Below are 26424 nucleotides of genomic sequence, written 5' to 3'. Positions count from 1 at the left end.
GGCGACCAAACTCACGGAGTGGCTGAGCCTGGCCCTCGACGAACCGGAGCTGCTCAAAACCCTCGGCGCCACACCACATCTCGGCGTCCTGATCACCGGTCCGGCCGGCGTCGGCAAGGCGACGCTGGCGCGCGCGGTCACCGCGCCGCGGCGCATCGTCGAACTCGACGGACCGACCATCGGCGCGGCCGAGAGCGGCACCCGGTTACGCGAGGTCGCCGAGGCGGTCGCCGACGCGTGTTCGGGACAGGGCGGGATCCTGCTCATCACCGATATCGACGCGCTGCTGCCCGCGCAGGCCGAGCCGGTCGCCACGCTCATCCTGGATCAGCTGCGGGCCGCGGTCGCCGAACCGTGCGTCGCCTTCCTGGCCACCACCGCCCATCCCGCCGATGTCGATGCCCGGCTGCGCGCGCCCGATCTCTGCGACCGCGAACTCGCGTTGGCGCTGCCCACCGCCGCGGTGCGCAAGTCGCTGCTGGAGCAGCTGCTGCGCCAGGTACCCGTCGCAGAGCTGCGCCTCGACGACATCGCCGCGCGCACACCGGGTTTCGTGGTCTCCGATCTGGCCGCCCTGTGCCGGGAGGCGGCGTTGCGCGCGGCGTCGCGGGCGAGCAAGGAACACACCGATCCGCAACTGACCCAACCGGATCTGCTCGACGCGCTGACCGTGATCCGTCCGCTGTCCCGTTCCGGCCTGGACGAACCCGCCATCGGCAGCCTCACCCTGGACGAGGTCGGCGACATGGTCGAGACCAAGCAGGCGCTGACCGAAACCGTGTTGTGGCCACTGCGGCATCCGGATTCGTTCGCGCGCCTCGGCATCGACCCGCCGCGCGGCGTGCTGCTCTACGGCCCACCCGGCTGCGGCAAGACCTTCCTGGTGCGCGCGCTGGCGAGCACCGGTCAGCTCAGCGTGCACACCGTCAAGGGCGCCGAACTGATGGACAAGTGGGTCGGTTCGTCCGAGCGCGCGGTGCGCGAATTGTTCCAGCGCGCCCGCGATTCCGCACCGTCGCTGATCTTCCTCGACGAGGTCGACGCGCTGGCCCCGCGCCGCGGGCAGAGCAGCGATTCCGGGGTGGGCGATCGGGTGGTGGCCGCGCTGCTCACCGAGCTGGACGGGGTGGAACCGCTGCGCGATGTCGTGGTGCTCGGCGCGACGAACCGGCCCGAGCTGATCGATCCGGCGCTGCTGCGACCGGGTCGGCTGGAGCGGCTGGTCTTCGTGCCGCCGCCGGACAGCGCGGCCCGGCTGGCGATCCTGCGGACGGCGGGTCGCTCCGTACCGCTCGCCGGTGACGTCGATCTGCCCACGCTGGCCCGCACCCTCGACGGGTTCTCCGCGGCCGACTGCGCCGCGCTGCTGCGCGAGGCAGCGCTGGCGGCGATGCGCCGCGATGTCGAGGCCGCCGACGTCACCGCCGCCGACGTGGCCGCGGCACGGACCGTGGTCCGGCCGTCGCTGGACCCGCTCCAGGTCGAATCGCTGCGCCGGTACGCGGAGAACAGAGGCCAGCCGACCAGCAGCGAGGGGCGCTACCTGTAGCGATCGGCGATAGTGGCAAACGCGCCGTAAACGGGGTCTTTCTGCCGTTGTTTTCCGCTCGACATACCCCGGCAAAGTGACGGCAATCACAGGTCGGCCCGGTGCGCGCAGGTATGTTCGGCACGTGCGGCGGATGGGTGATGCGTTCGACGCGGTCACGGTCTTCTTCGGAGCCGCGGTCGCGGGTGTGACGCTGTTCCTGCCGGTCACCTTCAGCACGGTCCGGGACAGCACGCCCTACCGGATCACCAACCTGATCAGCAGCGTGCCGCGTGGCGCCGCCATCGGCGTGATCGTCGCGGTCGCCGTCGCGGTGATCGTGTGCACCGCCGCCCGCCCCGCCACCGCATGGCTCACCGCCCTGCTCGGCGCGATCGCGCAGCTGGTCAACCACATTGCGGGGGAAGAGGTTTCCTCCGCCGACATGCTCACCACGCAGAACTACATCGACTCGGTGTGCGCCGGGGTCGTGCTCGGCGCGCTCGGTGCCGCGGTGCTGCCCCGGGCGCTGCCCGCGGCGGGTTTGGCGCTCGGCGGCGCCGGCTTCTTCGTGTTCAGCGATCTCTCGGACCTGCTGCACATCGACCTCGATCCCTACGCTGTGCTGGAAACCCCGCCGCGCTGGCTGATCGCACTGATGCTGGTGCTACTCGTCTTCAGCACCATGCGCAACTGGTCGGCCACCGTCGACCAGCCACCGCGGATGGCGATCGAACTGCCGATCACGCCGATCCTCGCGGCGATGGTGCTCGCGCTGGTGATCCTGGCCGTCACCGAATGGCTGACCAAGCAGTTCGGCAACGCGCCCGCCATCGATCACGCGGTCGACATCGGGCTGGCCGCCGCGGCCACGGTCGCCGCGGCCACCGTGGCGGCGATGCTGCTGCCCGGTCGCGACGGCGCGGCCGTCTATCTCGCGGTCGCGTTGACCGCGGCCGCGGACGCGTTCGGCTACGTGCCCCGGCCGGGCTGGAGCGTGTGGGGCATGGTCGCGCTCACCGCCATCGGCATCCTCGCGGGCGTCCGGATGCCGTCGATGACACTGGCCGTCACGCTGATCGCCGGGATCGCCGGCTTCGCCGTGCTGACCCCGCCGGACGCGAACTGGCTGCTGTTCACCGCGAGCAGCGCGGTCCTCGCGCTCACCGCAGGCTACTGCTGCGCCACCGCGCGACCGCGCTACGCGCCGGGCGGCGTGCTGGCGCTCTCGGCCCTCTATCTGCCTTCGGTGGTGACCGCCCTGCCGGATACCGAGAAGGCCTGGCATACACCCGACGCGTCCGACTACAACAGCACGCCGGGCCGCGCCGCCCTGGCGATCGCACTCGGCAGCGCGGTCGGACTCGCTGTGCTGTACCGACTGCGGCCCCGCGGGCGGCCGCGGGCGAGCGGATCGACGACCGACGCGGCGTTAGCGGATATATAGCCTGACCAGCGCCGGATGGCCGACGCCATACTCGGCGGGGAGCAGAAAGTCCCAGGCTCCAAGTAGGATTGTCCCGCACGACCCCGCCGCCCCTACCGGACGGAGTGCAGTTTGCTCGCAATCCTGCTCGCCCTCGCCGCCGCCGCGCTCGTCGCACCGCTGTGGGTGAAGGCACTGGGGCGCAACGCTTTCTACGTGCTGGCACTGGTGCCACTCGGCTGTCTGGGCTGGGTGATCGCGAATTGGGGTAGCACACAGCAGGTTCGGCTCGCCTGGGCGCCGAGCATCGCGATGAACATCGACCTGCGCTTCGATTCGCTCGCCGCGATCATGACCGTGCTGGTGCTGGGCATCGGCGCCCTGATCCTGGTCTACTGCGCCCGATATTTCGAGGACGACGAGCCGCGGCTCGGGGTGTTCGCCGCCGAACTGGTCGGCTTCGCCGGCGCCATGTTCGGGCTCGTGACGAGCGACAACATGCTGCTGCTGTTCGTCTTCTGGGAAGTGACGACCGTGCTGTCGTTCCTGCTCGTCGGCCACAACGCCGAACAGGCGAACAGCAGGCGGGCCGCGATCCAGGCCCTGCTGGTGACCGCCGCGGGCGGGCTGGCCATGCTCGTCGGCCTGATCGTGCTCGGCGAGGTGAGCGGCAGCTATCTGCTCTCCGAGCTGCTGGCCCGGACCGACCCGCCCAGCGGTCTCGCGGTGAACGTGGCGCTGGTGCTGATCCTGGTCGGCGCGCTCAGCAAGTCCGCCGTGGTGCCGCTGCACTTCTGGTTGCCCGGCGCGATGGCGGCGCCGACGCCGGTCAGTGCGTACCTGCACGCCGCGGCCATGGTGAAAGCCGGTGTGTACCTGGTGGCGCGGCTGGCCCCGGTGTTCGCGGACAACCCGGTCTGGCATCCGCTCGTGCTCACCCTCGGCGTGGCCTCGATGCTGCTCGCCGGGTTGCGCGCGATGGAGGTGGCCGACCTGAAACTGGTGCTCGCGTTCGGCACGGTGAGCCAGCTCGGCTTCCTGATCGTGCTGGTCGGCGTCGGCACCCCGGCGGCGGCGCTGGCCGGGGTCGCGCTGATCGTGGCGCACGCGCTGTTCAAAGCCTGCCTGTTCATGGTGGTCGGCATCATCGATCACGGCGCGGGTACCAGGGACCTGCGCCGGCTTTCCGGGCTCGGCCGCAAGGCCCCGGTGCTGTGCGGCATCGCCGTGCTCGCCGCGTTGAGCATGGCGGGCCTGCCGCCGCTGGTCGGCTTCGTCGGGAAGGAGAGCGCGCTCGGCGCGATCCTGGACGCGGACAACCTCGCCGAACCGGCCAGGGTGGCGCTCGCCGTCGGCGTGGTGCTCGGCTCGATGCTGACCGTCGGCTACAGCATCCGCTTCGTCTGGGGCGCGTTCGCGGACAAGCCGGGACAGTCGACCCCGCACGGCGCGCACCGGGCCCGCCGCGTCACCGAATACCTCGACGCGTCCGGCGCCGCGGCCGACGACAAGCCGGATCAGCAAGGCCATTGGCACGCGCCCGGCGCGCTGTTCCTGGCCGCGCCCGCGATCCTCGCGGTGGCGAGCCTGATCGCGGGCCTGGCCGCGCCCGGGTTGGACCGGCTGTTGCGCCCCTACGCGGAAACGCTGCCGGAGGAACTGCTTTCGCATCTGGCGCTCTGGCACGGCGTGAATCTCGCACTGCTGCTGACCGTGCTGGTGATCGCGGGCGGTATCGCGCTGTTCCAGCTGCGCGACCGGCTCCGCGACCCGGCGCACCCACGCCTGGGTAACGCCGACCGCGCCTACGACGCCACGCTGCGCGCGATGGATCGGCTGTCGCTGCGGATGACCGGCGCGGTGCAGCGCGGCTCGTTGCCGTTGAGCCAGGCGACGATCCTGAGCACCCTGATCATCCTGCCCGCGGTCCTGCTCGCGGTCGGCACCCGCACCGGAGTCGAACTGCGCCTGTGGGATTCGCCGCTGCAGGCGGTGATCGGCGGCATCATGATCGCGATGGCGCTGGGCGCGACCGTGCTGCGCAACAGGTTGGCGGGTGTGCTGGTGGTCGGCGTCACCGGCTACGGCTGCGGCGTGATTTTCGCACTGCACGGCGCGCCCGACCTGGCGCTCACCCAATTCCTGGTCGAGACACTGACCCTGGTGATCTTCGTGCTGGTGCTGCGCGCCTTCCCCGCCGAAATCGAGGAGGGTAAGGCGACCGCGTTCAAGGCCCGCCGCGCGATCCTGGCGGCGCTGGTCGGCACGGCGGTGACGGTCTTCGGCGCGTTCGCCACCGCGGCCCGCACCGCCGAACCGATCTGGCACCGGATCCCCGACGCCGCATACCAATTCGGCGGCGGCAAGAACGCCGTCAACGTGCTGCTCGTCGATATCCGCGCGTGGGACACCCTCGGCGAGATCTCGGTGCTCGTGGTGGCGGCCACCGGCGTGGCCTCGCTGGTGTTTCGCAGCCGTCGCTTCGGCAGCGCGCCGCGCGCCGCCGATTCGCCGCACTACGACCCGGATCTGGTGAGCTGGCTGCCCGCCGGACGGCTGGTCGATCGCGCGGACCGGTCGATGGTCATGCAGATCACCACCCGCCTGGTGTTCCCGACCATCATGGTGCTGTCGGTGTATTTCTTCTTCTCCGGGCACAACGCGCCCGGCGGCGGATTCGCGGGCGGTCTCACCGCCGGGCTCGCGCTGACGCTGCGCTATCTGGCGGGTGGCCGCTACGAGCTCGGCGAGGCGCTACCGGTCGACGCGGGCCACCTGCTCGGCGCCGGGCTCACCCTGGCGGCCGGAACCGCGGGCGCCGCACTGTTTTTCGGCGCGCCGCCGCTGTCGTCGGCGATCTTCGAGGTGACGCTGCCGGTGCTCGGCCACCTCAAACTGGTGACCGCGCTGTTCTTCGATCTCGGCGTCTACCTGATCGTCGTCGGCCTGGTGCTCGACGTGCTGCGCAGCCTCGGCGCCCGCCTCGACAGCGAGCTGGCCACGAGCGAAACCGCCACGGCGAAGGGAGGTCCCACGGCATGACGGCGAATCTCACCCTGCTGATCGTGATCGGCGTGCTGGTCGCGTGCGGGGTCTATCTCATCCTCGAGCGCGCGGTGTCGAAGATGCTGCTCGGCATGATCCTGTTCGGCAATGCGGTGAACCTGCTGATCATCACGCTGGCCGGGCGGGACGGGCGCGCGCCGATCCAGGGCCAGACCGACACCACCCACCGCGACACCGCCGACCCGCTGGCCCAGGCGATGGTGCTCACCGCCATCGTCATCACCATGGGGATCGCGGCGTTCGTGCTCGCGCTCGCCTACCGCTCCTTCACGCTGACCACCACCGACGATGTCGAGAACGACCCGGACGACGTGGACGTGGCCCGCCGGCGCGAGCGAGAGGACCCGGAGGATTGAGCCTCTCCCCCGACCTGCTGCGCACCCTGATGCCGCTGCCCGTGCTGGTGCCGCTGCTCGCGGCCGCGGGCACGCTGGTCTTCGGCCGCAGGCCGCGCACGCAACGCGTGATCATGTTGAGCGCGCTCACCGCCGTGGTTGTCATCTGCGCTTTCCTGCTGTATCTGACCGACCGCCACGGCACCACCGCGGTACAGGTCGGCAATTGGGAGACGCCGATCGGCATCACCCTGGTGGCGGATCGGCTGTCCGCGGCGATGCTGCTCGTCTCGTCCATCGTGCTGCTCGCCGTCGCGGTTTACGGTGCGGGCCAGAACATCCGCGACGGCGACCAGCGCCAGCCGACCTCCATCTACCGCCCCACCTATCTGGTGCTCACCGGCGGCGTCTCGGCCGCCTTCCTGGCCGGTGACCTGTTCAACCTGTTCGTCGGCTTCGAGATCCTGCTCGCCGCCTCGTTCGTGCTGCTGACCGTCGGCGGCACCGCGGCCCGCATCCGCGCCGGCGTGTCGTACGTGATGGTCTCGATGCTCGCCTCGCTGATCTTCCTGACCGGCATCGGCATGACCTACGCGGCCACCGGAACGTTGAACCTGGCCCAGCTGGCGGAGCGGATCGGGGCGGTGCCGGAGGGCATCCGCACGGCCATCTACGCGGTGTTGCTGGTGTCGTTCGGGATCAAGGCGGCGGTGTTCCCGCTGTCGAGCTGGCTGCCCGACTCCTACCCCACCGCACCCGCACCGGTGACCGCGGTGTTCGCCGGGTTGCTCACCAAAGTCGGTGTGTACGCGATCATCCGGACGCATTCGCTGCTGTTCCCCGGCGGCGAATTCGAGTCCATCCTGCTGGTGTGCGGACTGCTCACCATGCTGGTCGGCATCCTCGGCGCGATCGCGCAGAGCGATATCCGCAGGCTGCTGTCGTTCACGCTGGTCAGCCACATCGGCTACATGGTGTTCGGCGTGGGGCTGGCCAGTGTGTCCGGCCTGGCCGGCGCGGTTTTCTATGTGGCACACCACATTCTGGTGCAGACGGCGCTGTTCCTGGTGGTCGGCCTGATCGAGCGGCAGGCGGGCTCGACATCGTTGCGCCGGCTCGGCGGGCTGGCCGCGGCCAGCCCGGTACTCGCCGTGCTGTTTTTGATACCGGCACTGAATCTCGGTGGTATTCCACCGTTCTCGGGATTCATCGGCAAGGTGGCGCTGCTCCAGGCGGGCGCGCAGGACGGCAGCGCGCTGGCCTGGGTGCTGGTGGGCGGTTCGGTGCTGACCAGCCTGCTCACGCTGTACGCCGTCGCGCGGGTGTGGAGCAAGGCGTTCTGGCGCCCGCGCGCGGAGGCGCCGGAAGGACACCTGTCCGCGGCGCATACGCCGACGCTGATCGAGGAATCGACCGACGTGCTCTACGACGAACGCACCGACCCCGGCCGGATGCCGCTGTCGATGGTCGCCTCCACCGCGGCCCTGGTCGCGGTGAGCCTCAGCCTCACGGTGCTCGCGGGCCCGATGCTGCGCATCGCCGACCGCGCCGCCGCGGATCTCGCCGATCCCGGCGTGTATATCACTGCGGTGCTGGGTGATTCGCCGCCCGCCGAGCCGGGAGGACGCCGATGACCACGCAGCGATGGCAGCGCGGTGTCAGCCGCGAGGGCGCGGTGCGCGTCGGCGTACTGAGCTGGCTCACGGTGGTGTGGATCGCGCTGTGGGGCGATCTCAGTGTGGCCAATCTGCTGGCGGGGATCGCGGTGGGCGCGCTGATCATGGTGGCGCTGCCGCTGCCCCGGGTGCCGGTGGGCGGACGGTTGCATCCGCTGTCATTGCTCCAATTGGTTTTCGTCGCTTCGTATTACGCGATCGAGTCGAGTGTGCAGGTGGCCTGGTTCGCGATCCGGCCGGCCGCGCCGCCGGTCTCCGGCGTGCTGCGCGTCTATCTGAGCACCAAATCCGATCTGGTGCTGGTGCTGTGCGTGGACCTGCTGAACCTGATCCCGGGCACCATGGTGCTCGAGATCGACCGGCGGCGCTGCGTGGTCTACGTCCACGTGCTCGACGTCAGCAGCGACGAAGCGGTGGACAAGTTCTACCGGACCACCCGGCGCCTGGAGAAACTGCTCATCTCGTCGTTCGAGCGCCATGCCGAATGGCGTTCCAGCGCAACGCCCCCGGAGGTGCTTCCGTGACCGTCGTCGCCATCGTGGCAGGGGTGATGTTGACCGTTGCCGCCGCGCTCACCAGCTATCGCATCCTCGCCGGACCGAACACGCTGGACCGGGTGGTCGGCATCGACTCGCTGATGGCGATCGCCGCGTCCGGTCTCGCCGTCTGGGCGGCCTACAGCCAGGACACCACCCTGCTGCCCGCGATCATCGCGCTGGCCCTGGTCGGTTTCCTCGGCTCCGCCGCCGTATCCCGCTTCCGCGTCCGGGACGACCAGTGACCCGCACGCACCCGACCCCCGGAGCCGGCCGATGACCCTGTGGCAGTGGCTGTCCGCCGCGCTGATCCTGTTCGGCGCGACGCTCGCGCTCACCGCGGCGATCGCGATCGTGCGCTTCCCCGACACCCTCACCCGCATGCACGCCGCCACCAAACCCCAGGTGGTCGGCCTCATCCTGGTCCTCGCGGGCGCGGCCATCGAACTCTACGGCCACGGCAACGTCTGGGCCCTCGTCCTCGTCGGCCTCTTCACCCTGCTCACCGCCCCCGTAGTAGCCCACCTCATCGGCCGCACCGCCTACCGCGAACAACGCCACCGCGACGGCCTCCTCACCGTCAACGAACTGGGCAACGAAATCGACAACTGACCGGTCTTTGTACAGGATCATGTACAGTAATAGGACGACCGCCGCGAGAGGAATTCCGATGCGTCCGATATCCATCACCGAAGCACGCGCCAACCTAGCGGCAGTCCTGGATTCCGCCACTGAGGATCTAGAGGAAGTCGTCATCACCCGGGCTGGGCACGAGCCCGCGGTCGTTATTTCGCTTCGCGAGTACGAGTCGTTGAAGGAGACCGCCTATCTCTTGGGCAACCCGGCGAACGCTCGCCACCTGGAGAGGTCGATCGCTCAACTCCGAGCTGGAGAGGCAGCGCCGCACGATCTCATCGAGGTCGACGATGAGGACAGCGCGTGAAGATTCTCTTCACGCCCGACGCGTGGGCCGACTATCTGTGGTGGCAGGCCCACGACCGCGCGACCCTCAAACGCGTCAACAAACTGATCGACGACATCACACGCAACGGCTACGAAGGAATCGGTAAGCCAGAAGCATTGCGCCAGAACCTCGCCGGATTCTGGTCTCGACGCATCACCAGCGAACATCGCATCGTGTACGTCATCGAGGACGACACGGCGAAGATCGTCGCCTGCCGTCACCACTACGAGTAACCGAGCGGCGCAGCCGGTTTCAGCGGGTGGCGGTTTCGAGTTCTTTGGGGGTGGTTCGGCGGCGGTTGGCGAACCAGGTGGCGTGGAAGGCGGCGGCTAGGCCGGCGAGCAGGGCGAGGACGACGGTGCCTGCTAGGACGGGGTATTCGGCCATCGAGACCGGCAGGAAACGGTAGGACAGCAGGAGGGTGGCCAGGACGGCGAGGCCGCCGGCGACGAGGCGGATGCGGAACCAGCCCCAGCCGCGTTCGGGATCGCGCAGCGCCGATTCCACGGTCAGGCAGAGCACCGCGCCGGCCACCAGGTCGACGCCGTAGTGGTAGCCGAAGCCGAGGGTCGCGGTGAGCGTGGCCAGCAGCCAGAAGGTGCCACCCCAGCGCAGCCAGGCCGGCGCGGGACCGCCGTCGGTGTCGCGGCGGGTGTGCAGGAAGACCGACAGCGCCCAGGCCGTGTGCATGGACGGCATGCAGTTGCGCGGGGTCGCCGCGTCGAAGGGCATCGGCATCGGACTGCGGTCCAGCGGCGGCACCACGCCCGGCCAGAAGTTGCCGAGTTGCAGCCCGTGCCCGTCCGGCCCGAACGCGAACATCGGTCCCACCACGGGGAAGATCACGTAGATGACCGGCCCGACCAGCCCGAGCACCAGAAACGTGCGCACCAGATAATGACTCGGCCACCGCCCGCTGGTGGCAACCCGGCGCAGCTGCCACACCGCGACCACGATCGCCGCGACCGGCAACTCGATGTACACCCAGTGCAGCACCGCGTACACGGCGGGCCCCAGCACGTCCAGCACCCGGCCCATCACCCAGGACGGGTCGCCGAGCGCGTGATCGGCCAGCAGCACGTACTCGTCGAGCACCATCGGCCTGCTCAGCACGGTGACGTGCAGCCACACGTCGCCGACCTTGGTGGCCAGGATCAGCAGCGCGCCGAGCGCCGCCGCGTGCAGCGCGTTGCGCCGGTCGGCGCCGTCCCAGCGCAGCCACGCGAACACCGCCAGCGCGGTGAGCGCGAGCACCGGACCGTTACCGATCGCGAACGGTTCGCCCGCCAACAGCCGGATGCTCGCCCACACCACATCGATACCGACGGCGGCGCCGAGCACGATCAGCCGCCGCCGGCCGGAGAGCCCGACCAACGCGAGGATCAATCCGGCCCACGGCACGGACATGGATTTCGGCGTGCCGACGTAGTCGTGCCACAGGCTGCCCAGCGGACCTTCGAAGCCCTGCCACATCGCCACGCCCTGCAGCGCGATGAGCAGCACCGGCACCGCGGCGACGGCCGCGGCGACCCAGACCCGAGGCGACGGCACACGCGATCGCGTAGCCGTACTTCCTGTTCTGGGTCCCGGGTCTTCGACAAGCACGTCGACCATAGTAAACGCGGGATGAACGCCATCCCACTTGCCGTTTGAACACTGGGCAACCGGTACCGACCGGGAATTACTGGTCCAGCTCCTTGACCAGCGCGTCCACCACCGCGATCAGGTCCCCCTGCGCGGCCGCGGCGACCTTGCGCTGGCGCTGATAGGACGCACCGCGCTCGGGGATCTCGGCGACCAGCGCGAGTTCGTCGGCGCAGCCGAGCCGTTTGGCCGTCGGCTCCAACCGGTTCAGTAGCGCGGTCACATCGTCGGTGACCAATCGCTCATTGCTCTTGTCGTCCACGATGACGATCGCGTCCAGCCCGTAGCGGGCGGCACGCCATTTGTTCTCCTGCACGTGCCACGGCGGCAGCGTGGGCAGGGTCTCGCCCTCTTCGAGCCGGCGATCCAGATCGACGATCAGGCAGTGGATCAGCGCCGCCATCGCGGCCAGTTCGGCGCGGGTCGAGACGCCGTCGCACACCCGGACCTCGATGGTGCCCCATTTCGGCGCGGGCCTGATGTCCCAGTGCATGCCGCCGAGCTGTTCGAACACACCGGTTTTGAACTGGTCGTGCACGAAATGCTCGAACTGGCGCCAATTCTCGAACTGGAACGGCAGACCCGCGGTGGGTAGCTGCTGGAACATCAACGTCCGGTTGCTGGCGTAGCCGGTGTCCGAGCCCGCCCACATCGGCGAGGAGGCGGACAGCGCCAGCAGGTGCGGGTAGTGCAGCAGCAGCGAGTTCAGGATCGGAAAGACCTTGTCCCGATGCGAGACTCCGACGTGCACGTGCACGCCCCAGATCATCATCTGGCGGCCCCACCACTGGGTGCGCTCGATCAGCTCGTCGTAATGCTCCGAGCGGGTCAGCTGCTGGGCCGACCACTGCGCGAACGGATGCGTTCCGGCACAGAACAAGTCGACGCCCTGCGCATCGGCCGCGCGCCGCACCGTGTCCATCGTGCCGCGCAGATCGTCGACCGCCGCACCGACGGTGTCGTGCACCCCGGTGACGAGTTCGACGGTATTGCGCAACAACTCCTTGGTGATCTGTGGCGTGCCGTCGTGCGCACGTAGGTCACCCACCGAATCGAACACCGCCGCAGCGGTATTCGACAGATCCCGACTCACCTTGTCGACGAGCGCGATCTCCCATTCGATGCCTATCGTGGGCCGGGGCGAACCATGGAAGGGAACGTGTTCTCTGCCTGCCCCGGCCATATCGGCTCCTGCGCTACTGGATTACACCGCAGGCGACGCGGCCGCCCGCGTCACCTGTCGCTAGCGTCGTGTCATCCGGCCCGGCAACGCCGTCGGGTCGGACATAACGGTTCGGGATGTTGCCGAAGTTGTCGGCATCGGCGTGGATCATCAACGCCTTGTTCTTCAGATCGTCGAGGGTCACCGCATCGGTGGTGGTGACCAGCTTGGCCGTGCCGTCGGAACGGACCTCGAGCGAGGTCAGGTCGCCGCTGGCCGGGTGCGTGTTCGCGCTGCCGACCTGCAGATGCCCACCGGCGGAGAGGAAGTCGCCGGCCGGACCACCGGTCGGAGCCACCGAGTTGGGCTCACACTTGCCGATCTGGTGCACGTGCAGGCCGTGGAAGCCGGGACGCAGGCCGTGCGCCTCGACGGTGACCTGCAGGTGGTTGCCGTCCTTGACGAAGTTCGCCGTGCCGACCGAGGCGCCCGCGGCGTCCTTCAGGTCGACCTTCACGCCCGTGTTCGCCTCGGCGGTACCGGTTTCCTTGCCGAACTCGCTCGCGGGCGGGGCCGCCGCGCCACTCCAGACCGGCGGGGTGGTTCCCTTGACGTCACTCGACTCCTGGCTGTTCGTGCAGCCTGCGAGGCCCAGGACCGCGACCGCGAGCACCGGGGTCACAGTCCGCCAAGACGGGCGACGAGTTGTGGACGGGGCCATCGGGGAACTCCTTTACGAGTACCGAAAGTTTACGAGTAAAGCTGGGTGGACACGTTCGTTACCGGACAAGATGATGCCACGCCCGTCGTGTCGTCCAGCGACAGGCCCGGATAGCGGCAGGTCGCAGGTATCAGTTACCCGTCACGATGACGGTGACACCCGGGGACGACTCGCCCAAACCGCTCGACTTCGGCTCCGCGGTGACGCCGAGTTCGTCGGCGATGGCCAATGCGGCGTCCTTGTCGGCCGGTGAATTGCCGTAGTACACGGTCGTTTTCGGAACATTCGCGCCGGGATAGTTGCCCGTCTCGACCACCGACCAGCCCTCGGCGGTGAGCTGACCCGCGGTCTTGGCGGCCAGACCGGCGATCATGCTGTTGTTCAGCACCCGCACCGGTACCGCCTTGGCCGCCGCGGAACCGGTCGTAGTCGGCACCGTGGTCGTCGGCGGGGTGGTGGTGGCGGTGGTCGTCGCCGGGGTGCTGCTCGCGGCCGCGGACGACGGGGCGGGCGTGGTCTTGTCGACCGTGGTGCTCGCCGGCATCTGCGGGGCCGCGGTCGCGGTAGTGGATTCCGACGGAACGCTGCTCGAGCTGTCGGCATCCGATTTCGACAGCGACATCGCGCCGAGTCCACCGAACACGATGGCCAGTGCGATCAACACCATCGCCAACGCTCGCAATGGCGGCCCACCGGAGGTGGGATTCGGGTAGCTCACCTACTCGAGCCTAGTCCGGTCATACCTGGAAACCGAGCCGTCGCGCGGCCCTGGCTTTCTGCCTGCTCGCCCGCAGCCTGCGCAGCCGCTTGACCAGCATCGGATCCACGGCGAGCGCCTCGGGCCGGTCGACCACCGCGTTGAGCACCTGGTAGTACCTGGTCGGCGACATGCCGAACAGCTCTTTGATCGCTTCTTCCTTCGCCCCCGCGTACTTCCACCACTGGCGCTCGAAAGCCAGGATGTCGTGTTCGCGGCGGCTCAAACCGTCGCTGTCGCCGGTCGATTCCGCTGCCGTGACATCGTCGCTCGCGGAAGGGTCGCCCTGGATCGCGGAAAGATTCCGTGCCGCTGCGCCGTCCATCTTGCTCCCTCGCCGAGTTACCACCAGACGAAAAATGGTGCTTGTACGTCGCGGATCATTCAACCACGAGACACCAGGATCACCGGGTCTACGGCGCGGCGTGTTCGCTACCTGCGAGTAGGCGCGCCGCGGCGCCGATCACCGCCCCCGACCATCGCCGACCAGCGGGCGCGGCAATAATTGGTCCCATGGCTATCCTCCCGATCGTGATCGTCGGCGACCCGGTTCTGCACAACCCGACCGAGAAGGTCACCCAGTCACCGGAGGAACTGGCCGAGCTGATCGCGGACATGTACGAGACCCTCGACGCCGCGCACGGCGTCGGGCTCGCGGCCAACCAGGTGGGCGTGCCGCTGCGGCTGTTCGTCTACGACTGCCCCGACGTGCGCGCCGACGGCACCGCCACCCGTCGCCGCGGCGCGGTGATCAACCCGGTGCTGGAGACCTCGGCCATCCCCGAGACGATGCCCGACCCGGACGACGACGAGGAAGGCTGCCTGTCCGTACCCGGCGAGCAGTATCCGACCGGCCGCGCCACCTGGGCCAAGGTCACCGGCACCGACGAGCACGGCAACCCGGTCGAGATCGAGGGCGAGAACTTCTTCGCGCGCATGCTGCAGCACGAGGTGGGCCACCTCGACGGCTTCCTGTACGTCGACGTGCTGATCGGGCGCAACGCGCGCGCGGCGAAGAAGGCGATCAAGCGCAACGGTTGGGGCACACCGGGACTCAGCTGGATCCCCGGCACGGTGCCGGACCCGTTCGGCCATGACGACTGACGGCGGCGGACTCCCCGACATCCCGCTCGGCCGTCGCGTCGTCCTGCGCTACCGGCTGCCCGCCGGTTATCCCCAGCCGCTCACCGATGTGATCGGCGAGCTGGTCTCGCTGGATCCGCCGACCGTGCGCGGCGTCGACGGACAGCTCGTCGCGGTGACGCCGGACCGGGTGATCGCGCTGAAGGCGTTGGGTCCGAGACCGATTCGCACCAAGGAGATCCGGGCGCTGGAGGCCGCGGCCGCCGACGGCTGGCCCGGGATCGAACACGCGTGGATCGACGGGTGGCTGGCACGGGCGGGCAACGGGTTCACCAGTCGTGCCAATTCCGCTGTGCCGCTCGGCAGTTCCGGCGAACCCGCGGGGCTGACCGCGGACACGCTGCACCGGATCGCCGCGTGGTACGCCGAACGCGGCCTGCCGCTGCTGCTGGCGCTGCCGGACCGGCTCGCACCCATTCCGCCGGGCTGGAACAGCTGGCGCGAAACCGTCATGATGGCCATCGATATCGAGAATTTCGTGCTGCCCCAGGGGCCTTCGATGGTGCGGGTCGCGGCGACCCCGGATGCGGCCTGGCAGGAGCTGAACCGGCGCGACGGGGAAGCGCCCACGCCGCAACGGCTTTCGGCACCACTGCCGGACCTCGGCGTATTGACCGCGGTGCGCGACGGCGAACTCGGGTTCGCTTCGCTCGGCGTGCCGACCCCCATCGCGATCGGGCGCGGGGCACTCACCACCGCACCGGACGGGCGCGGCTGGATCGGGCTCACCTGTGTGGCGGTAGCCGCCGAGCATCGCCGGAAGGGCCTCGGTTCCCTGGTGTGCGCCGAGCTGATCCGCTGGGGCCACAGCCGCGGCGCGACGCACGCGTACCTTCAGGTCGAGGCGGGCAACAGCGCCGCGATCGCGCTGTACCGCGAACTCGGCTTCCTCGAACACCACACGTACCGCTACGCCGCGCCGACCGCTCTCGCCGGTTCGGCGGCGCTGCGGTAGAACGGAATCAGACCCCCAGCACACCGAGCCCCGCACCCGGGCTCGCCAGCGGAAAGGCACTCGTGCGCCTCGCCACGTGGAACGTCAACTCGATCCGCTCCCGGCTCGACCGGGTAGCGGAGTTTCTGGACCGCCAGGACATCGACGTCCTGGCCATTCAGGAGACGAAGTGCCGCGACGATCAGTTCCCGTTCGAGCGGTTCGACGAACTCGGCTACGAGGTCGCTCATTTGGGCATCAACCAGTGGAACGGTGTGGCCATCGTGTCGCGGGTCGGGCTCACCGATGTCGAGCCCTCGTTCCCGGATCAGCCGGGCTTCGACAAGGAGGCCGGTGAGTCGCTGCTCAGCGCCCCGGTCATCGAGTCGAGGGCGCTCGGCGCGACCTGCGGCGGCGTGCGGGTGTGGAGCCTGTACGTGCCGAACGGACGCGCCCTGCAGGACCCGCACTACGCCTACAAGCTGGAATGGCTTGCGGCGCTACGGGCCAACGGCGAACGCTGGCTCGCGGAAAACCCGCAGGCCAAGATCGCGCTGGTCGGTGACTGGAACATCGCCCCCACCGACGACGACGTCTGGTCCCCCGAGTTCTTCGCGCACAAGACGCACACCTCCCAGCCCGAGCGCGACGCCTTCCAATCCTTCCTCGACACCGGCTTCGCCGACGTCATGCGCCCCTTCGCCCCCGGCCCCGGCGTCTACACCTACTGGGACTACACCCAACTCCGCTTCCCCCGCAAAGAGGGCATGCGCATCGACTTCATCCTCGCCTCCCCGGCCCTCGCCGCCACCGCAACCGACGCGATGGTCGACCGCGAAGAACGAAAAGGCAAGGGCGCCAGCGACCACGCCCCCGTAATAGCCGACTTCACCGACTGAACAACGGATATCGCTACCCGGCGATGAGGTTGCGGGCCAACTGCGGCCAGGCTCAGTCCTCGAATGGATCTTGGTCGATGACGACATCCAGATCGGCACAAACGTGACCGTAGTCGACCGGCGGCAGAAGATCGCCTGACCGGAGCAGGTCGGCGACAGGGACGAAGGAGCGACGACCCCCGGTCCGGAGTTCGGCGGCAGGCTTGCCGCACCCTCAGTAATCCGTGATCGAAGACCGAGCGTCAGCGTGGTCACTTGACCATCGCTGCAGCGGCTCGGTGTCGAGGGTGATGCCGACTGGCGCGGGCAGCGGCAGTTCGGCCCCGAAGACGACCTTCCGGACTCGGGTGTATTTGCCTGCGGCGGGCTCGCTGTGCGCGGCTACTTCACAGGCATGTCGATCGATCAGCAAGTAGACGGGTATGCCGGCCTCCGCGTAGGCGCGAGACTTGCCTCGACGGTCGGCTTCGGCGTCATGTGAGGTCACATCGGCAACCATGAGAACGGGCGCTGGGTCAGCCCACTCCCCTTGCGCCACAAAGGCATCGGCGTCGGCCAGCACGCCGTCAGGCCGCACTCGTCCCTCTCCGTCGCTGCCGACCGCGAGCCCTGCCGTTGCCGAAAGCCATAACTCGGGCCGACCTTCCACGCAACTCCGGATCAACCACGCAACGATGCAGCCGCGAGTCCCATCCGGCACAGGTTTGGCGCTCAACTTCCCGCCGACGAATTCCAGTCGCAAACCGTCGGCAACGCGGTACGCAACTCGAGCCAGCTCTTCGAAAGCCTCCGTGCTCATCATCGGCTCGCTGACGATCACCATGGAGCAAAGGTACAGGCGAGCCCAGCCGGAACCGAGTCGATTTCCGACCTCGAATACGGCAATGATCAGTCGACGACAACTCGAGCGGAAGCGCCCTTCACCCGGCGGAGGCGCGGTTGGTGTGGGCGTAGCGGGTGCGGGCCGCTGCGGGGGTGACGGTGGTGGGGGTGGTGGGAATGCCTGCGGCGAGGTGTTCGGCGTAGAGGCGGGCGGTCATGGGGCCCAGGAAGTTTCCGAGGACGGCCTGTTTGGCCTTCTCGTTGCCGAGGGCTTTGATGGCGGCGCGCATGGGGAGGCGGTAGCCGCGGTCGACGACGGCGGGGTGGTCGAAACCGCCTGTGGTGCGCATCCATTTCGGGAGGGTGGCGATGGCGGCCGGGGCGACGAGGCGGCTGCCCGCCCAGAGTTTGACGCCGCGATCACGCGGGGTGTGCAGCAGATAGTGCATGCCCTCGTGGGCGCGTTCGGAGGTGCAGAGTTTGGGCCGCATCGCCGCGAAGTATTCGCGCACCTGCGCCCGCGAGCGCGGCACATCGGACAGCTTGCAGGTCTGCAATTCGGCCGCGATCACGCATTCGGCCCAATAGCGCTGCTCCTCAGCAGGACTCAGCGGACCGGGACCGTACACCTCGTAGCATTTGAGCACCGAATGCCAGCCCGTGACGTGGATCCACAGCTGGGAGTCGGGATTGTTCGCGCTGTAGCGCTTTCCGGTGATCGGCTCGATGCCGGTGGCCTGCGCATGCACCTTCATCAAATGTTCGGAGGCTTCGATCGCCATGCGACTGTCGGCGACGGCAGCGATGAGGAAGTACGCGAAAGTATGGTCGAGCCGGCCGCGCGGGTCGGTGTAGATGCCCTTGACGTCGGCGACCGCGGCGGTGAGCGCGGGATCGAAATGTTCGAGCACGACCGAGCGCTGGAAGCCGATCACGGCGGTGGCGTTGGTCCACACTTTCCAGGTCGGCGAGTCCGGCCCGAAGAAGCCGTAGTCGACCTCACGGATGGTCCGCGCCGGTGCGTCGAATTGCGGGCGGGTGGCGTGCGTGGTCATCGTCTTGCTCCTTTGCAGGACGGCTCGGTCGTAACCGAAGCATTCGGGTACGGCATAGTTATGGGTTCATCTCATAGGTCCCGGACAGCGCCCTGGCCTGCGCGAACACCCGCTCGAAGCGGGCCCGATCGGCGACCGGCCGCCGGATCAGATCCAGCGCGCGCGTCTGTTGCGCCTTGGTAGCCGCGGGCTTGGTGTGCAGCGTCAGCGCGTGCTTGGCGAACTCGCGCACAAAGTTGTCGAAGATCTGGTCGAGCACGTCGGCATCGGTGCCTTCGATCTCGGCCTGCTCGAGAATCAGCTGCGCATAGGGCAGCGCGGTGAACAGCTCGCCGATCGCGAACAGAAAGTCCACGTCGCGCTGCTGCGCCGCCGTCGGCTCCGCGGCCGCGAGCAGGGTCTGGAAGGCACGCGCCTGCTCCAGGAACACCGCGACATTCGGGATGTGGCTGAACTTCTCGAAGACCCGCCGCCAGTCCGCGAACCGGATCCGGCCCAGGCCACTGCTGGGCCCCTGCCGGAACAGGAACTCGTCGTCGGCCGCGTCCCGCCGGGTCGGCACGGGAGCGTAAGCGGCACCGGCGAATTCGGCGCGCAGCTGCGGCACCGCGGCACCCGCGCGCGGGGCCAGCTTGCGACTCGACCAGCTCAGCGCGCCGGAGACCGCGCGCACCGCGCCCTGCGGCGCGGCACCCGCGCCGGGCAGCAGGCGCAGCGCGGCCAATCCGGCGTCGGCCGGATGGAACATGTAGTTGGCCATGAACTTCAGCGACAGCGCCATGTTCACGTGCACGGTGCCTTCCAGGCGCGGCAGGCCGAACAGGCCGAGCATCGCCATCGGGAAGTACATGTCCTTCTCGAAGCCGCGCGCCGCGATCACGTCCGCGAGGTCTTCGATGATCCGCTGCCCCTGCCGCGTCACGGTCATCTTCTCGATCGCGTTGAACAGCAGGTAGCGCCGGTCCTGCGGCGAAGCCGAGCGCATGTAGTCGATGGCCCGCTCGCTGTAGAGCTTCATCGCGATCAGGCGCGCGTACGAATCGGTCATCAACGCCTGCACCTGCGGGAACTCGGTCACCCTGTGCCCGAACAGGATTCGGTTCTCGGCGTGCGTAATGGCCTCGTAGTAGGCGTGTTCGCACGCGCCGACGGCGCCGAAACCGAGGTTGAATTTGCCGACGTTCACGGTGTTCATCGCCGCGTGGAAGGCCGCCTCGCCGCGGTGCAGAATGTCTTCCTCGGCCACCGGGTAGTTCTCGAGATCGAAAGCGGCCACGTACATCTGGCCGTCCACCACGTTGCCGCGCAGGTGATAGTTCTCGTGCGCGCTGTCGGCGAGGAAGAACAGATACCCCTCGTAATCGGCGTCGGTCGGCTTGCTCTCCAGCGCTTTCGAACTGTCGATGATCGGCTTGTCCGAGCGCCGCCCGAACACCGAGACGAGCGCGGCCTGATTGCCGTTGCCGATGTAGTGCTTGCCGCCGGTGGCCAGGAAGCCGCCGCCGTCCTGCGGCGTCACGACCATGTCGGTGGAGTAGACGTCGGCGCCGTGCTCCTTCTCGGAGAGACCGAACGCGAAGATCTCGCCGGAGTCCAGCAGGGTCGCGGCCCGCCGCTTGGCCGCCGCGTTGCCGCTCTGCCAGATCGGGCCGAGGCCGAGGATGCTGACCTGCCAGACGTACCAGTACTGCATGGAATAGAAGCCGAGGATCTTGCTCATCATCGCGATGCGCCCGGTGTCCCAGCGCTTGTCCGGGTCACCGTCGGCCTCGGCCGCCGGTGTGAGGAAGGTCGCGAAGACGCCCTCGCGCTTCACGAAATCGAGGAACTCGGCGTACCAGACCCGGTCCCGGTCCTCCTGCTTGAGCACCGCTTTGCCCCGGCCTTCGAACCAGTCGACGGTCGCGCGCAGCAGTCGCCGGGTGGTCGCGTCGAATTCGGCGAACTCGCAGGTCTTCGGGTTGAACAGGGTCGCGGTCATCAAAGACTCCTCGGGCGTGGCGGTAGCGGCTGGGTGCGATCCCACCGATTTCATTCGCGACTGTAGCATTTTTGTTCGCCGATGTAGGAAATTGATCTTCGGGCGCGGTACCAGCGGGAATTCGGGTTCGGCCGCTGCTATCTTGGTCCGCATGGGTAGCGATTCGGCGGTGCGGCAGCCACGCCAGCGGGCGCCGCACCTCGGTCCGGAACGCCGCAGGCCCCAGGTCTTGGACACCGCGTTGGCGATCGCGGTAGAGGACGGAATCGCGGCCGTCACGATGGCCGCCGTCGCCGACCGGATGGGGGTGACCCGTCCGGTGGTCTACGCCTGTTTCGCCGATCGCGTCGAGTTGATCGAGGCGCTCATCCAGCGCGAAGAGAGCTGCCTGATCGACGGCGTCCTCGAAGTCCTGCCGCCGCGCGCCGTGGACGCGGGCGAGACGGTGTTCATCGAGGGCTTCCGCGCGCTACTGGAGAAAGCCGCCGTCCGGCCCGACGCCTGGCGGCTGCTCTACGGCAATCCCGATCCCGCCGTTGCGGATTCGTTCGGGCGCGGTCGAGCGCTCGCGGTCGAGCGCTGCACCACATTGCTGCGCCCGACGCTGCGGGCCTGGGGCACCGAGGACGCCGAGCGCAAGCTGCCGGTCCTGGTCGAGCAGTGGGTCTCGGCGGGCGAGGGCGCGGTCCGCACGCTACTCGCCGACCAGGACGGATGGACGCCACGGGATCTCGGCGCCTTCGTCGGCGCGGCGGTGTACCGCGCCCTGCGGCACGCCTAGGGCGCTGCCTGACAAATAGCCAGCTACACACGCAACAGCTAGACGAAATGCCCGCCGATCCTCGAATGTTCCGACAGAATTCGCGCTGTCGGGGCTGAATTCCGCCACGGCGGCCGAGCCGCCGTCACTACGATGGTGACCAAACTAAAACCAGGCCACAAGCCAGGCAGGAGGTGCGGTCATGGCGTTCTATCGACAGGTAGGAGCAGTGCCGCCGAAGCGGCATACCCAACATCGAGACGAGCAGGGACAGCTCTACTACGAGGAGCTGATGGGCGAGGAGGGCTTCTCCGGCGACTCGTCCCTGCTGTACCACCGCGGGCTGCCGCCCGCGATCGTCGACTCGACGGTGTGGGAACTGCCCGATCAGTCGACGACGCCGAATCATCCACTGCGCCATCGGCATCTGAAGCTGCACGACTTGTTCCCGGACGACAGCCACGCGCGCACCGATGTGGTCACCGGCCGCAGGCTGATCCTCGGCAACGCCGACGTGCGCATTTCCTATGTCGTCGCCAAGGGCGGTTCTCCGCTGTACCGCAACGCGATCGGTGACGAACTGGTCTACGTGGAATCCGGCTCCGCGGTGGTGGAGACGGTGTTCGGGGCCGTGTTCGCCCGTCAGGGCGATCAGGTACTCATTCCGCGCGCGACCACCCATCGCTGGCTGCCCTCCGGCCCGGAGCCGTTGCGCGCCTACGTGATCGAGGCAGCCAGCCACATCACCCCGCCGAAGCGCTATCTGTCGAAGTTCGGCCAGCTGCTCGAGCACGCGCCCTACTGCGAGCGCGACCTGCACGGCCCGGCCGAAACCCTCACCGCCACCGGCAAGGACGTGGAGGTGCTGGTCAAGCACCGGGCCGGCGGGCAGGTCGTCGGCACCCGCATGGTGTATGCCGATCACCCGTTCGACGTGGTCGGCTGGGACGGCTGCCTGTATCCGATCACCTTCAACATCAGCGATTTCGAGCCGATCACCGGCCGCGTGCACCAGCCGCCGCCCGCGCATCAGGCCTTCGAGGGGATCAATTTCGTGGTGTGCAACTTCGTGCCGCGCAAGGTCGACTATCACCCGCTGTCGATCCCGGTGCCGTACTACCACTCCAACGTGGACTCCGACGAGATCATGTTCTACTGCGGCGGAAACTACGAGGCGCGCAAGGGATCCGGGATCGGGCAGGGCTCGGTGTCGGTGCACCCCGGCGGGTACGCGCACGGCCCGCAGCCCGGCGCCTACGAGCGCAGCATCGGACTCGAATATTTCGACGAACTCGCCGTCATGGTCGACACCTTCCGCCCGCTCGAACTGGGTGAGGGCGCCCTCGCCTGCGAAGACCCGGCGTACGCGTGGACCTGGTCGGGACGGGGGCCGCAGTGAGGACTCGACTCGAAGTACCCGCCGATTCGCTGTTCGGCGTGGACAACCTGCCCTACGGCGTGTTCGCCCCGGCGGGCCAGAACTATCGGGTGGGCACCCGCATCGGCGATGTCGTCGTCGATCTCGCTGCGACACTGGGTGATCCGGAGTTCGCCGGGCCGAGCCTGGCCGCGCTCATGGCGCAGGGACAGCAGCGCTGGCGCGAGGTGCGCGAGCGGGTGCGCGAACTCGTCGACACCGAGATCGACAGTGCCGCGGTGCATGCGCTGGCCGATGTGCGCCTCGGCCTGCCGGTCCCGATCGGTGACTATGTCGACTTCTACGCCAGCATCGACCACGCGACCAACCTCGGCAGGCTGTTCCGCCCCGACAGTGAACCTCTGCTGCCGAACTGGCGGCACCTGCCGGTCGGCTACCACGGCCGGGCGGGCACCGTCGTGGTGTCCGGCACCGAGGTGATCCGGCCCAGCGGACAGCGCCGGACCGATTCCGGCACACCGGATTTCGGTCCCTCCCGGCGGCTGGACATCGAGGCCGAGCTCGGCTTCCTGATCGGCGTCGGCTCCGAACTCGGCGCGCCGGTGGAGACCGGCGAGTTCGCCGAGCGGGTGTTCGGTGTGGCGCTGGTCAACGACTGGTCCGCGCGCGATATCCAGGCCTGGGAGTACCAGCCCCTCGGCCCCTTCCTCGGCAAGTCGTTCGCGACCTCGATCTCGCCGTGGGTCACGCCGCTCGCGGCGCTGGAGGCCGCCCGGGTGCCGACGCCGGAGCAGTCTCCGGAACCGCTGCCCTATCTCCAGGACAAGGAGCCGTGGGGTCTCGATATCGACCTGACGGTGTCGTGGAACGGGCAGGCCGTCACGCATCCGCCGTTCTCGCGGATGTATTGGTCGCCCGCGCAGATGCTGGCGCACCTCACCGCGAACGGCGCGGCCACCCGAACCGGCGACCTGTACGCCTCCGGCACCATCTCGGGGCCGGAGCCGGATCAGCGCGGATCGTTCATCGAACTGTCCTGGGGCGGTAAGGAACCAGTGTTGGTGAACGGTCAGCAACGCACCTTCCTGGAGGACGGCGACGAGGTGCGCATCACCGCGACCGCCCCGGGACCGGCCGACCGCCGCATCGGCCTCGGCGAGGTCACCGGCCGCATCTCGCCCGCCCGCCCACGGTGATGGTGCCCCGCGAATCACGGGCTGCTCGGCTCCCGCGCTGACCGGTAGCGTCCGGCAACGGAGAATTCTGCCGCTGCTCGACCTGCTGGCCACCGGCTCGTCCGGCGGTAAGTAGGTCCGCAGCCGGAAACGACACGAGCCGGGTCGATACCCATCGGCCCGGCTCGCGGTCTGTCCGAACCTATTCGGCCGCAACGGCTCCGCGGCCGGCGTGCAGCACGGTGAGGAACGCGGTGAGATCCGCGGTGAGGGTCTCGGCGCCGTCCGGGGCCTCGCCGTCGTCGTGATGGTGCAGCCAGTCCGCGACGAGTTCGAACATGCCGCCGATCGCAGCCAGCGCCAACGCGAGCCGGGCGCGCTGGACCGCCGGGTCGGCCGCGGGCTCGCCCGCCCACTCCCGATCCAGGAAGGCGGCCGCCCAGCGCCGGTTGCTGCGCCGCATCTTCTCCACCGTCGGTGAGATACCGCCCGCCTCACCGAAAGTCACCTTCGCCAGCCGCGGGTCGTCCGCGATCGCGTGCACGAACGCGTCGACCACCGCGGCCGCGCGCTCCGGCCAGCCCAGTCCCGCGGCCGCGGCCGCGCCCGCGGCCGCGCGTTGCTGGATCTGCGCGGTGAGCTGTTCGAGCAACGCGAGGTAGCACGCTTCCTTGCTCTCGAAGTGGTCGTAGAACCCCTTGGTTCCGACATAGGCGCGCTGGCAGATCTGCTCGATCGATGTTCCCGAATAGCTGTGCTCGGCAAACAGTTCGGTGGCCGCGTCGAGCAGTTGACTGCGCCGCTGGGCGCTGCGCTGTTCGGCGTCGAGTCCACGGATCCGGCGGCGCGCCGGACTCGGGGCAGGCCGCGCGGCGGATTTGCTGCGGGTCATCCCTCGACCATAGCTCGGCGCTGTTTAGAAAGAGCTCTTGTTGATAACACGCTCTCATGCTGTAATCGCTGTCACGCTGATGAGGAAGGACACGCACGTGTCAGTGATCAAAGGGGATCCGACCGGCCGAGTACGCACCGGAAGACGGGCGGTGGCGGTGCTGGTGACCATGGCGATCGCCGTGACCACCGTGCTGCTGGCCGGCGGCGTCAGACCCGCGCCGGCCGCGGCGATGCCACTCCCGCACGAAGATTCGTTCTACCAACCACCCGAAGGTTTCCAAGCCGAGGAGCCGGGCACCATCCTGCGGTCCCGCGAGGTGCGCTTGGCCGCCCTGACCGTACTGCCGCTGAACGTGCGTTCCTGGCAGTTGCTCTATCGCACCACGGATCTGGACGAACAACCCACCGTCGCGGTCACCACCGTGATCCTGCCCGCGGGCGCGGACCCGAATCGGCACCGGCCGCTGGTCTCGCTCCAGTTCTACTACGACAGCGCGAGCCTCGACTGCTCGCCTTCCTTTGTGCTGCAACAGGGTTCGGGCTTGGCCGGTATCGAAGGCGTGCACTCGCAGAGCGAGTTGATCGCCATCGCCGCACTGATCAGCCAGGGCTGGGCGATCTCGATCCCCGATTACGAGGGCCTCGACGGGCATCTCGCCGTCGCCAAGGAACCCGGCTACATGACCCTGGACGGTGTCCGGGCCGCTCAGCGTTTCGAGCCGCTCGGCCTGGACGGCGCGAATACGCCTGTCGCACTGTGGGGTTACTCCGGCGGCGGCATGGGCTCGGGGTGGGCGGCGGAAATGCAGCCGACCTATGCGCCCGAACTGAACGTCAAGGGCATCGCACTGGGCGCACCCACCTCGGACGTCGTGTCGCTGTTGCACGTCAACGGGTCGATGTTCTCCAGCCTGATCGGCATCGGTATCTCGTCGCTGCGCAAGGCTTACCCCAAGTTCAAGGAGGCCGCGGACCGGTACTTGACGCCGGAGGGCCGGGCGCTGATGGATCGCACTGAGCGGCAATGCCTTCCGCGCAACGCGCTCACCCAGATGTTCGTCGACTACGGCCGCATGCTGACCGTCTCGATCCCGGAGTTCCTCGCGGTCCCCGAGATCAAGGAGGTGTTCGAGGCGACCGTGCTCGGCCGCAACATCCCGACCGCGCCGATCTTCCTTTACCAGGGCGTGTTCGACGAGGCGGTGCCGGTGTGGACCAACGACCGGTTGAGCGGGCAGTGGTGCGCCGGCGGCGCTTCGGTGATCTACAAGCGAGACCATCTCAGCGAGCATCTGACCCTGCCGTCGCTCGGCATGGCCGACACGCTCAACTGGCTGAAGGGCCGGCTCGCGCCGAACGCACCCGATCAGTTCGGCTGCCGCACCGAGAACGTCGTGTCCATGCTCGCCGACTTCAACGCCCTGCTGACCCAGATCGAGATCAACCTGAACGCCACCTTCGGCGCGCTGGGATTCCCGATCGGCCCGCGCGAACGCTGACCCGGCGCTCGCGCACCACCTGCCCTCGACCGGAGCCACGGTCGAGGGCAGGTCTGTGCCACGGGCCGG

Annotated in this window: 26 protein-coding genes; 17 read left to right on the top strand and 9 right to left on the bottom strand. The window is 68.6% G+C overall.

Features of this window, described 5'->3' with window-relative positions:
- The 10 genes from TY25_RS26170 to TY25_RS26125 form a co-directional block, all read left to right on the top strand.
- The coding region (locus tag TY25_RS26170) for an AAA family ATPase (protein WP_042260230.1) at positions 1-1549 on the top strand (1549 nt) is incomplete at its 5' end.
- A 133-nt stretch (positions 1550-1682) separates the two neighbouring features.
- The gene (locus TY25_RS26165) at positions 1683-2975 is read left to right on the top strand and encodes a hypothetical protein (protein WP_042260229.1); all 1293 of its coding nucleotides are present in this window, start codon (positions 1683-1685) and stop codon (positions 2973-2975) included.
- Positions 2976-3086: 111 nt separating this feature from the next.
- Entirely contained in the window at positions 3087-5996 is a 2910-nt protein-coding gene (locus TY25_RS26160; RefSeq protein WP_042260226.1) for a Na+/H+ antiporter subunit A, read from the top strand.
- The gene (locus TY25_RS26155) at positions 5993-6376 is read left to right on the top strand and encodes a Na(+)/H(+) antiporter subunit C (RefSeq protein ID WP_014988725.1); all 384 of its coding nucleotides are present in this window, start codon (positions 5993-5995) and stop codon (positions 6374-6376) included. The genes TY25_RS26160 and TY25_RS26155 overlap by 4 nt, the downstream gene beginning before the upstream one ends.
- Positions 6373-7989 carry a Na+/H+ antiporter subunit D gene (locus TY25_RS26150; protein WP_042260225.1) on the top strand — a complete coding sequence of 539 codons (1617 nt, stop codon included), beginning with the start codon at positions 6373-6375 and terminating at the stop codon, positions 7987-7989. Before TY25_RS26155 ends, TY25_RS26150 begins: the two co-directional genes overlap by 4 nt.
- On the top strand, positions 7986-8555 hold the full coding sequence (locus TY25_RS26145) for a Na+/H+ antiporter subunit E (protein WP_014988727.1): 570 nt from the start codon (positions 7986-7988) through the stop codon (positions 8553-8555). The genes TY25_RS26150 and TY25_RS26145 overlap by 4 nt, the downstream gene beginning before the upstream one ends.
- Complete coding sequence (locus tag TY25_RS26140; RefSeq protein WP_042260255.1) at positions 8552-8812, top strand: monovalent cation/H+ antiporter complex subunit F; 261 nt, start codon at positions 8552-8554, stop codon at positions 8810-8812. Before TY25_RS26145 ends, TY25_RS26140 begins: the two co-directional genes overlap by 4 nt.
- A gap of 31 nt (positions 8813-8843) precedes the next feature.
- Positions 8844-9179: a monovalent cation/H(+) antiporter subunit G gene (mnhG, locus tag TY25_RS26135; RefSeq protein ID WP_042260222.1), complete on the top strand. Its 336-nt coding sequence runs from the start codon at positions 8844-8846 to the stop codon at positions 9177-9179.
- A 58-nt stretch (positions 9180-9237) separates the two neighbouring features.
- On the top strand, positions 9238-9510 hold the full coding sequence (locus tag TY25_RS26130) for a type II toxin-antitoxin system Phd/YefM family antitoxin (RefSeq protein ID WP_042260254.1): 273 nt from the start codon (positions 9238-9240) through the stop codon (positions 9508-9510).
- Positions 9507-9764 carry a Txe/YoeB family addiction module toxin gene (locus TY25_RS26125; RefSeq protein WP_042260220.1) on the top strand — a complete coding sequence of 86 codons (258 nt, stop codon included), beginning with the start codon at positions 9507-9509 and terminating at the stop codon, positions 9762-9764. Before TY25_RS26130 ends, TY25_RS26125 begins: the two co-directional genes overlap by 4 nt.
- 19 nt (positions 9765-9783) lie before the next feature.
- On the opposite strand, the gene TY25_RS26120 is transcribed toward TY25_RS26125, so the two are convergent.
- The 5 genes from TY25_RS26120 to napA form a co-directional block, all read right to left on the bottom strand.
- The gene (locus tag TY25_RS26120; RefSeq protein ID WP_081869110.1) at positions 9784-11145 is read right to left on the bottom strand and encodes a phosphatase PAP2 family protein; all 1362 of its coding nucleotides are present in this window, start codon (positions 11143-11145) and stop codon (positions 9784-9786) included.
- A gap of 67 nt (positions 11146-11212) precedes the next feature.
- Positions 11213-12358 (bottom strand): glutamate--cysteine ligase, encoded by a 1146-nt coding sequence (locus TY25_RS26115; RefSeq protein ID WP_042260217.1) that lies wholly within the window; start codon positions 12356-12358, stop codon positions 11213-11215.
- A 13-nt stretch (positions 12359-12371) separates the two neighbouring features.
- A complete protein-coding gene (gene sodC / locus TY25_RS26110; RefSeq protein WP_029893174.1) occupies positions 12372-13058 on the bottom strand; it encodes a superoxide dismutase[Cu-Zn] in 687 nt (228 codons plus the stop codon).
- 130 nt (positions 13059-13188) lie between these two features.
- A complete protein-coding gene (locus TY25_RS26105; protein ID WP_081869109.1) occupies positions 13189-13776 on the bottom strand; it encodes a LytR C-terminal domain-containing protein in 588 nt (195 codons plus the stop codon).
- A 19-nt stretch (positions 13777-13795) separates the two neighbouring features.
- Entirely contained in the window at positions 13796-14140 is a 345-nt protein-coding gene (napA, locus tag TY25_RS26100; RefSeq protein ID WP_014988735.1) for a nucleoid-associated protein NapA, read from the bottom strand.
- Positions 14141-14328: 188 nt separating this feature from the next.
- On the opposite strand from napA, the gene TY25_RS26095 reads away from it, so the two are divergent.
- The 3 genes from TY25_RS26095 to TY25_RS26085 all read left to right on the top strand — a co-directional run bounded on the left by TY25_RS26095 (position 14329) and on the right by TY25_RS26085 (position 16791).
- Positions 14329-14919, top strand: a complete 591-nt coding sequence (locus tag TY25_RS26095; protein WP_029893181.1) for a peptide deformylase — start codon at positions 14329-14331, stop codon at positions 14917-14919.
- The gene (locus TY25_RS26090) at positions 14909-15913 is read left to right on the top strand and encodes an N-acetylglutamate synthase, CG3035 family (RefSeq protein WP_042260212.1); all 1005 of its coding nucleotides are present in this window, start codon (positions 14909-14911) and stop codon (positions 15911-15913) included. Before TY25_RS26095 ends, TY25_RS26090 begins: the two co-directional genes overlap by 11 nt.
- Before the next feature lie 62 nt (positions 15914-15975).
- The gene (locus tag TY25_RS26085; RefSeq protein WP_042260210.1) at positions 15976-16791 is read left to right on the top strand and encodes an exodeoxyribonuclease III; all 816 of its coding nucleotides are present in this window, start codon (positions 15976-15978) and stop codon (positions 16789-16791) included.
- 214 nt (positions 16792-17005) lie between these two features.
- On the opposite strand, the gene TY25_RS26080 is transcribed toward TY25_RS26085, so the two are convergent.
- From TY25_RS26080 to TY25_RS26070, 3 genes are all read right to left on the bottom strand, one after another.
- Positions 17006-17614, bottom strand: coding sequence for a Uma2 family endonuclease (locus TY25_RS26080; protein WP_052383192.1), 609 nt, complete (start codon positions 17612-17614; stop codon positions 17006-17008).
- Positions 17615-17711: 97 nt separating this feature from the next.
- Entirely contained in the window at positions 17712-18668 is a 957-nt protein-coding gene (locus TY25_RS26075) for an oxygenase MpaB family protein (RefSeq protein WP_042260208.1), read from the bottom strand.
- Positions 18669-18726: 58 nt separating this feature from the next.
- Positions 18727-20649, bottom strand: a complete 1923-nt coding sequence (locus TY25_RS26070) for an acyl-CoA dehydrogenase family protein (protein WP_042260206.1) — start codon at positions 20647-20649, stop codon at positions 18727-18729.
- A gap of 151 nt (positions 20650-20800) precedes the next feature.
- On the opposite strand from TY25_RS26070, the gene TY25_RS26065 reads away from it, so the two are divergent.
- The 3 genes from TY25_RS26065 to fahA all read left to right on the top strand — a co-directional run bounded on the left by TY25_RS26065 (position 20801) and on the right by fahA (position 23983).
- Positions 20801-21430, top strand: coding sequence for a TetR/AcrR family transcriptional regulator (locus TY25_RS26065; protein WP_042260204.1), 630 nt, complete (start codon positions 20801-20803; stop codon positions 21428-21430).
- A 181-nt stretch (positions 21431-21611) separates the two neighbouring features.
- Positions 21612-22808: a homogentisate 1,2-dioxygenase gene (locus TY25_RS26060; RefSeq protein WP_014988743.1), complete on the top strand. Its 1197-nt coding sequence runs from the start codon at positions 21612-21614 to the stop codon at positions 22806-22808.
- Complete coding sequence (gene fahA / locus TY25_RS26055) at positions 22805-23983, top strand: fumarylacetoacetase (protein WP_226887142.1); 1179 nt, start codon at positions 22805-22807, stop codon at positions 23981-23983. The genes TY25_RS26060 and fahA overlap by 4 nt, the downstream gene beginning before the upstream one ends.
- Before the next feature lie 181 nt (positions 23984-24164).
- Here the strand turns inward: fahA and TY25_RS26050 are convergent, their stop codons facing one another.
- Positions 24165-24854: a TetR/AcrR family transcriptional regulator gene (locus TY25_RS26050; protein ID WP_042260198.1), complete on the bottom strand. Its 690-nt coding sequence runs from the start codon at positions 24852-24854 to the stop codon at positions 24165-24167.
- Between the two features lie 97 nt (positions 24855-24951).
- Here TY25_RS26050 and TY25_RS26045 point away from each other — a divergent pair, with 97 nt between their 5' ends.
- Positions 24952-26355 (top strand): lipase family protein, encoded by a 1404-nt coding sequence (locus TY25_RS26045; RefSeq protein WP_162184228.1) that lies wholly within the window; start codon positions 24952-24954, stop codon positions 26353-26355.
- Positions 26356-26424: the final 69 nt, after the last annotated feature.

Source organism: Nocardia brasiliensis NBRC 14402 (genome assembly GCF_000308475.2).
GTDB lineage: Bacteria > Actinomycetota > Actinomycetes > Mycobacteriales > Mycobacteriaceae > Nocardia > Nocardia brasiliensis.
This window is presented reverse-complemented; position numbering and strand designations above follow the sequence as displayed.

Coding starts and splice junctions, on each gene's coding strand:
- TY25_RS26165 (WP_042260229.1), top strand. CDS start 1,683: ATGGGTGATGCGTTCGACGCGGTCACGGTCTTCTTCGGAGCCGCGGTC.
- TY25_RS26155 (WP_014988725.1), top strand. CDS start 5,993: ATGACGGCGAATCTCACCCTGCTGATCGTGATCGGCGTGCTGGTCGCG.
- TY25_RS26145 (WP_014988727.1), top strand. CDS start 7,986: ATGACCACGCAGCGATGGCAGCGCGGTGTCAGCCGCGAGGGCGCGGTG.
- mnhG (WP_042260222.1), top strand. CDS start 8,844: ATGACCCTGTGGCAGTGGCTGTCCGCCGCGCTGATCCTGTTCGGCGCG.
- TY25_RS26130 (WP_042260254.1), top strand. CDS start 9,238: ATGCGTCCGATATCCATCACCGAAGCACGCGCCAACCTAGCGGCAGTC.
- TY25_RS26120 (WP_081869110.1), bottom strand. CDS start 11,145: ATGGTCGACGTGCTTGTCGAAGACCCGGGACCCAGAACAGGAAGTACG.
- TY25_RS26115 (WP_042260217.1), bottom strand. CDS start 12,358: ATGGCCGGGGCAGGCAGAGAACACGTTCCCTTCCATGGTTCGCCCCGG.
- sodC (WP_029893174.1), bottom strand. CDS start 13,058: ATGGCCCCGTCCACAACTCGTCGCCCGTCTTGGCGGACTGTGACCCCG.
- napA (WP_014988735.1), bottom strand. CDS start 14,140: ATGGACGGCGCAGCGGCACGGAATCTTTCCGCGATCCAGGGCGACCCT.
- TY25_RS26095 (WP_029893181.1), top strand. CDS start 14,329: ATGGCTATCCTCCCGATCGTGATCGTCGGCGACCCGGTTCTGCACAAC.
- TY25_RS26090 (WP_042260212.1), top strand. CDS start 14,909: ATGACGACTGACGGCGGCGGACTCCCCGACATCCCGCTCGGCCGTCGC.
- TY25_RS26080 (WP_052383192.1), bottom strand. CDS start 17,614: ATGGTGATCGTCAGCGAGCCGATGATGAGCACGGAGGCTTTCGAAGAG.
- TY25_RS26075 (WP_042260208.1), bottom strand. CDS start 18,668: ATGACCACGCACGCCACCCGCCCGCAATTCGACGCACCGGCGCGGACC.
- TY25_RS26070 (WP_042260206.1), bottom strand. CDS start 20,649: ATGACCGCGACCCTGTTCAACCCGAAGACCTGCGAGTTCGCCGAATTC.
- TY25_RS26065 (WP_042260204.1), top strand. CDS start 20,801: ATGGGTAGCGATTCGGCGGTGCGGCAGCCACGCCAGCGGGCGCCGCAC.
- TY25_RS26060 (WP_014988743.1), top strand. CDS start 21,612: ATGGCGTTCTATCGACAGGTAGGAGCAGTGCCGCCGAAGCGGCATACC.
- TY25_RS26050 (WP_042260198.1), bottom strand. CDS start 24,854: ATGACCCGCAGCAAATCCGCCGCGCGGCCTGCCCCGAGTCCGGCGCGC.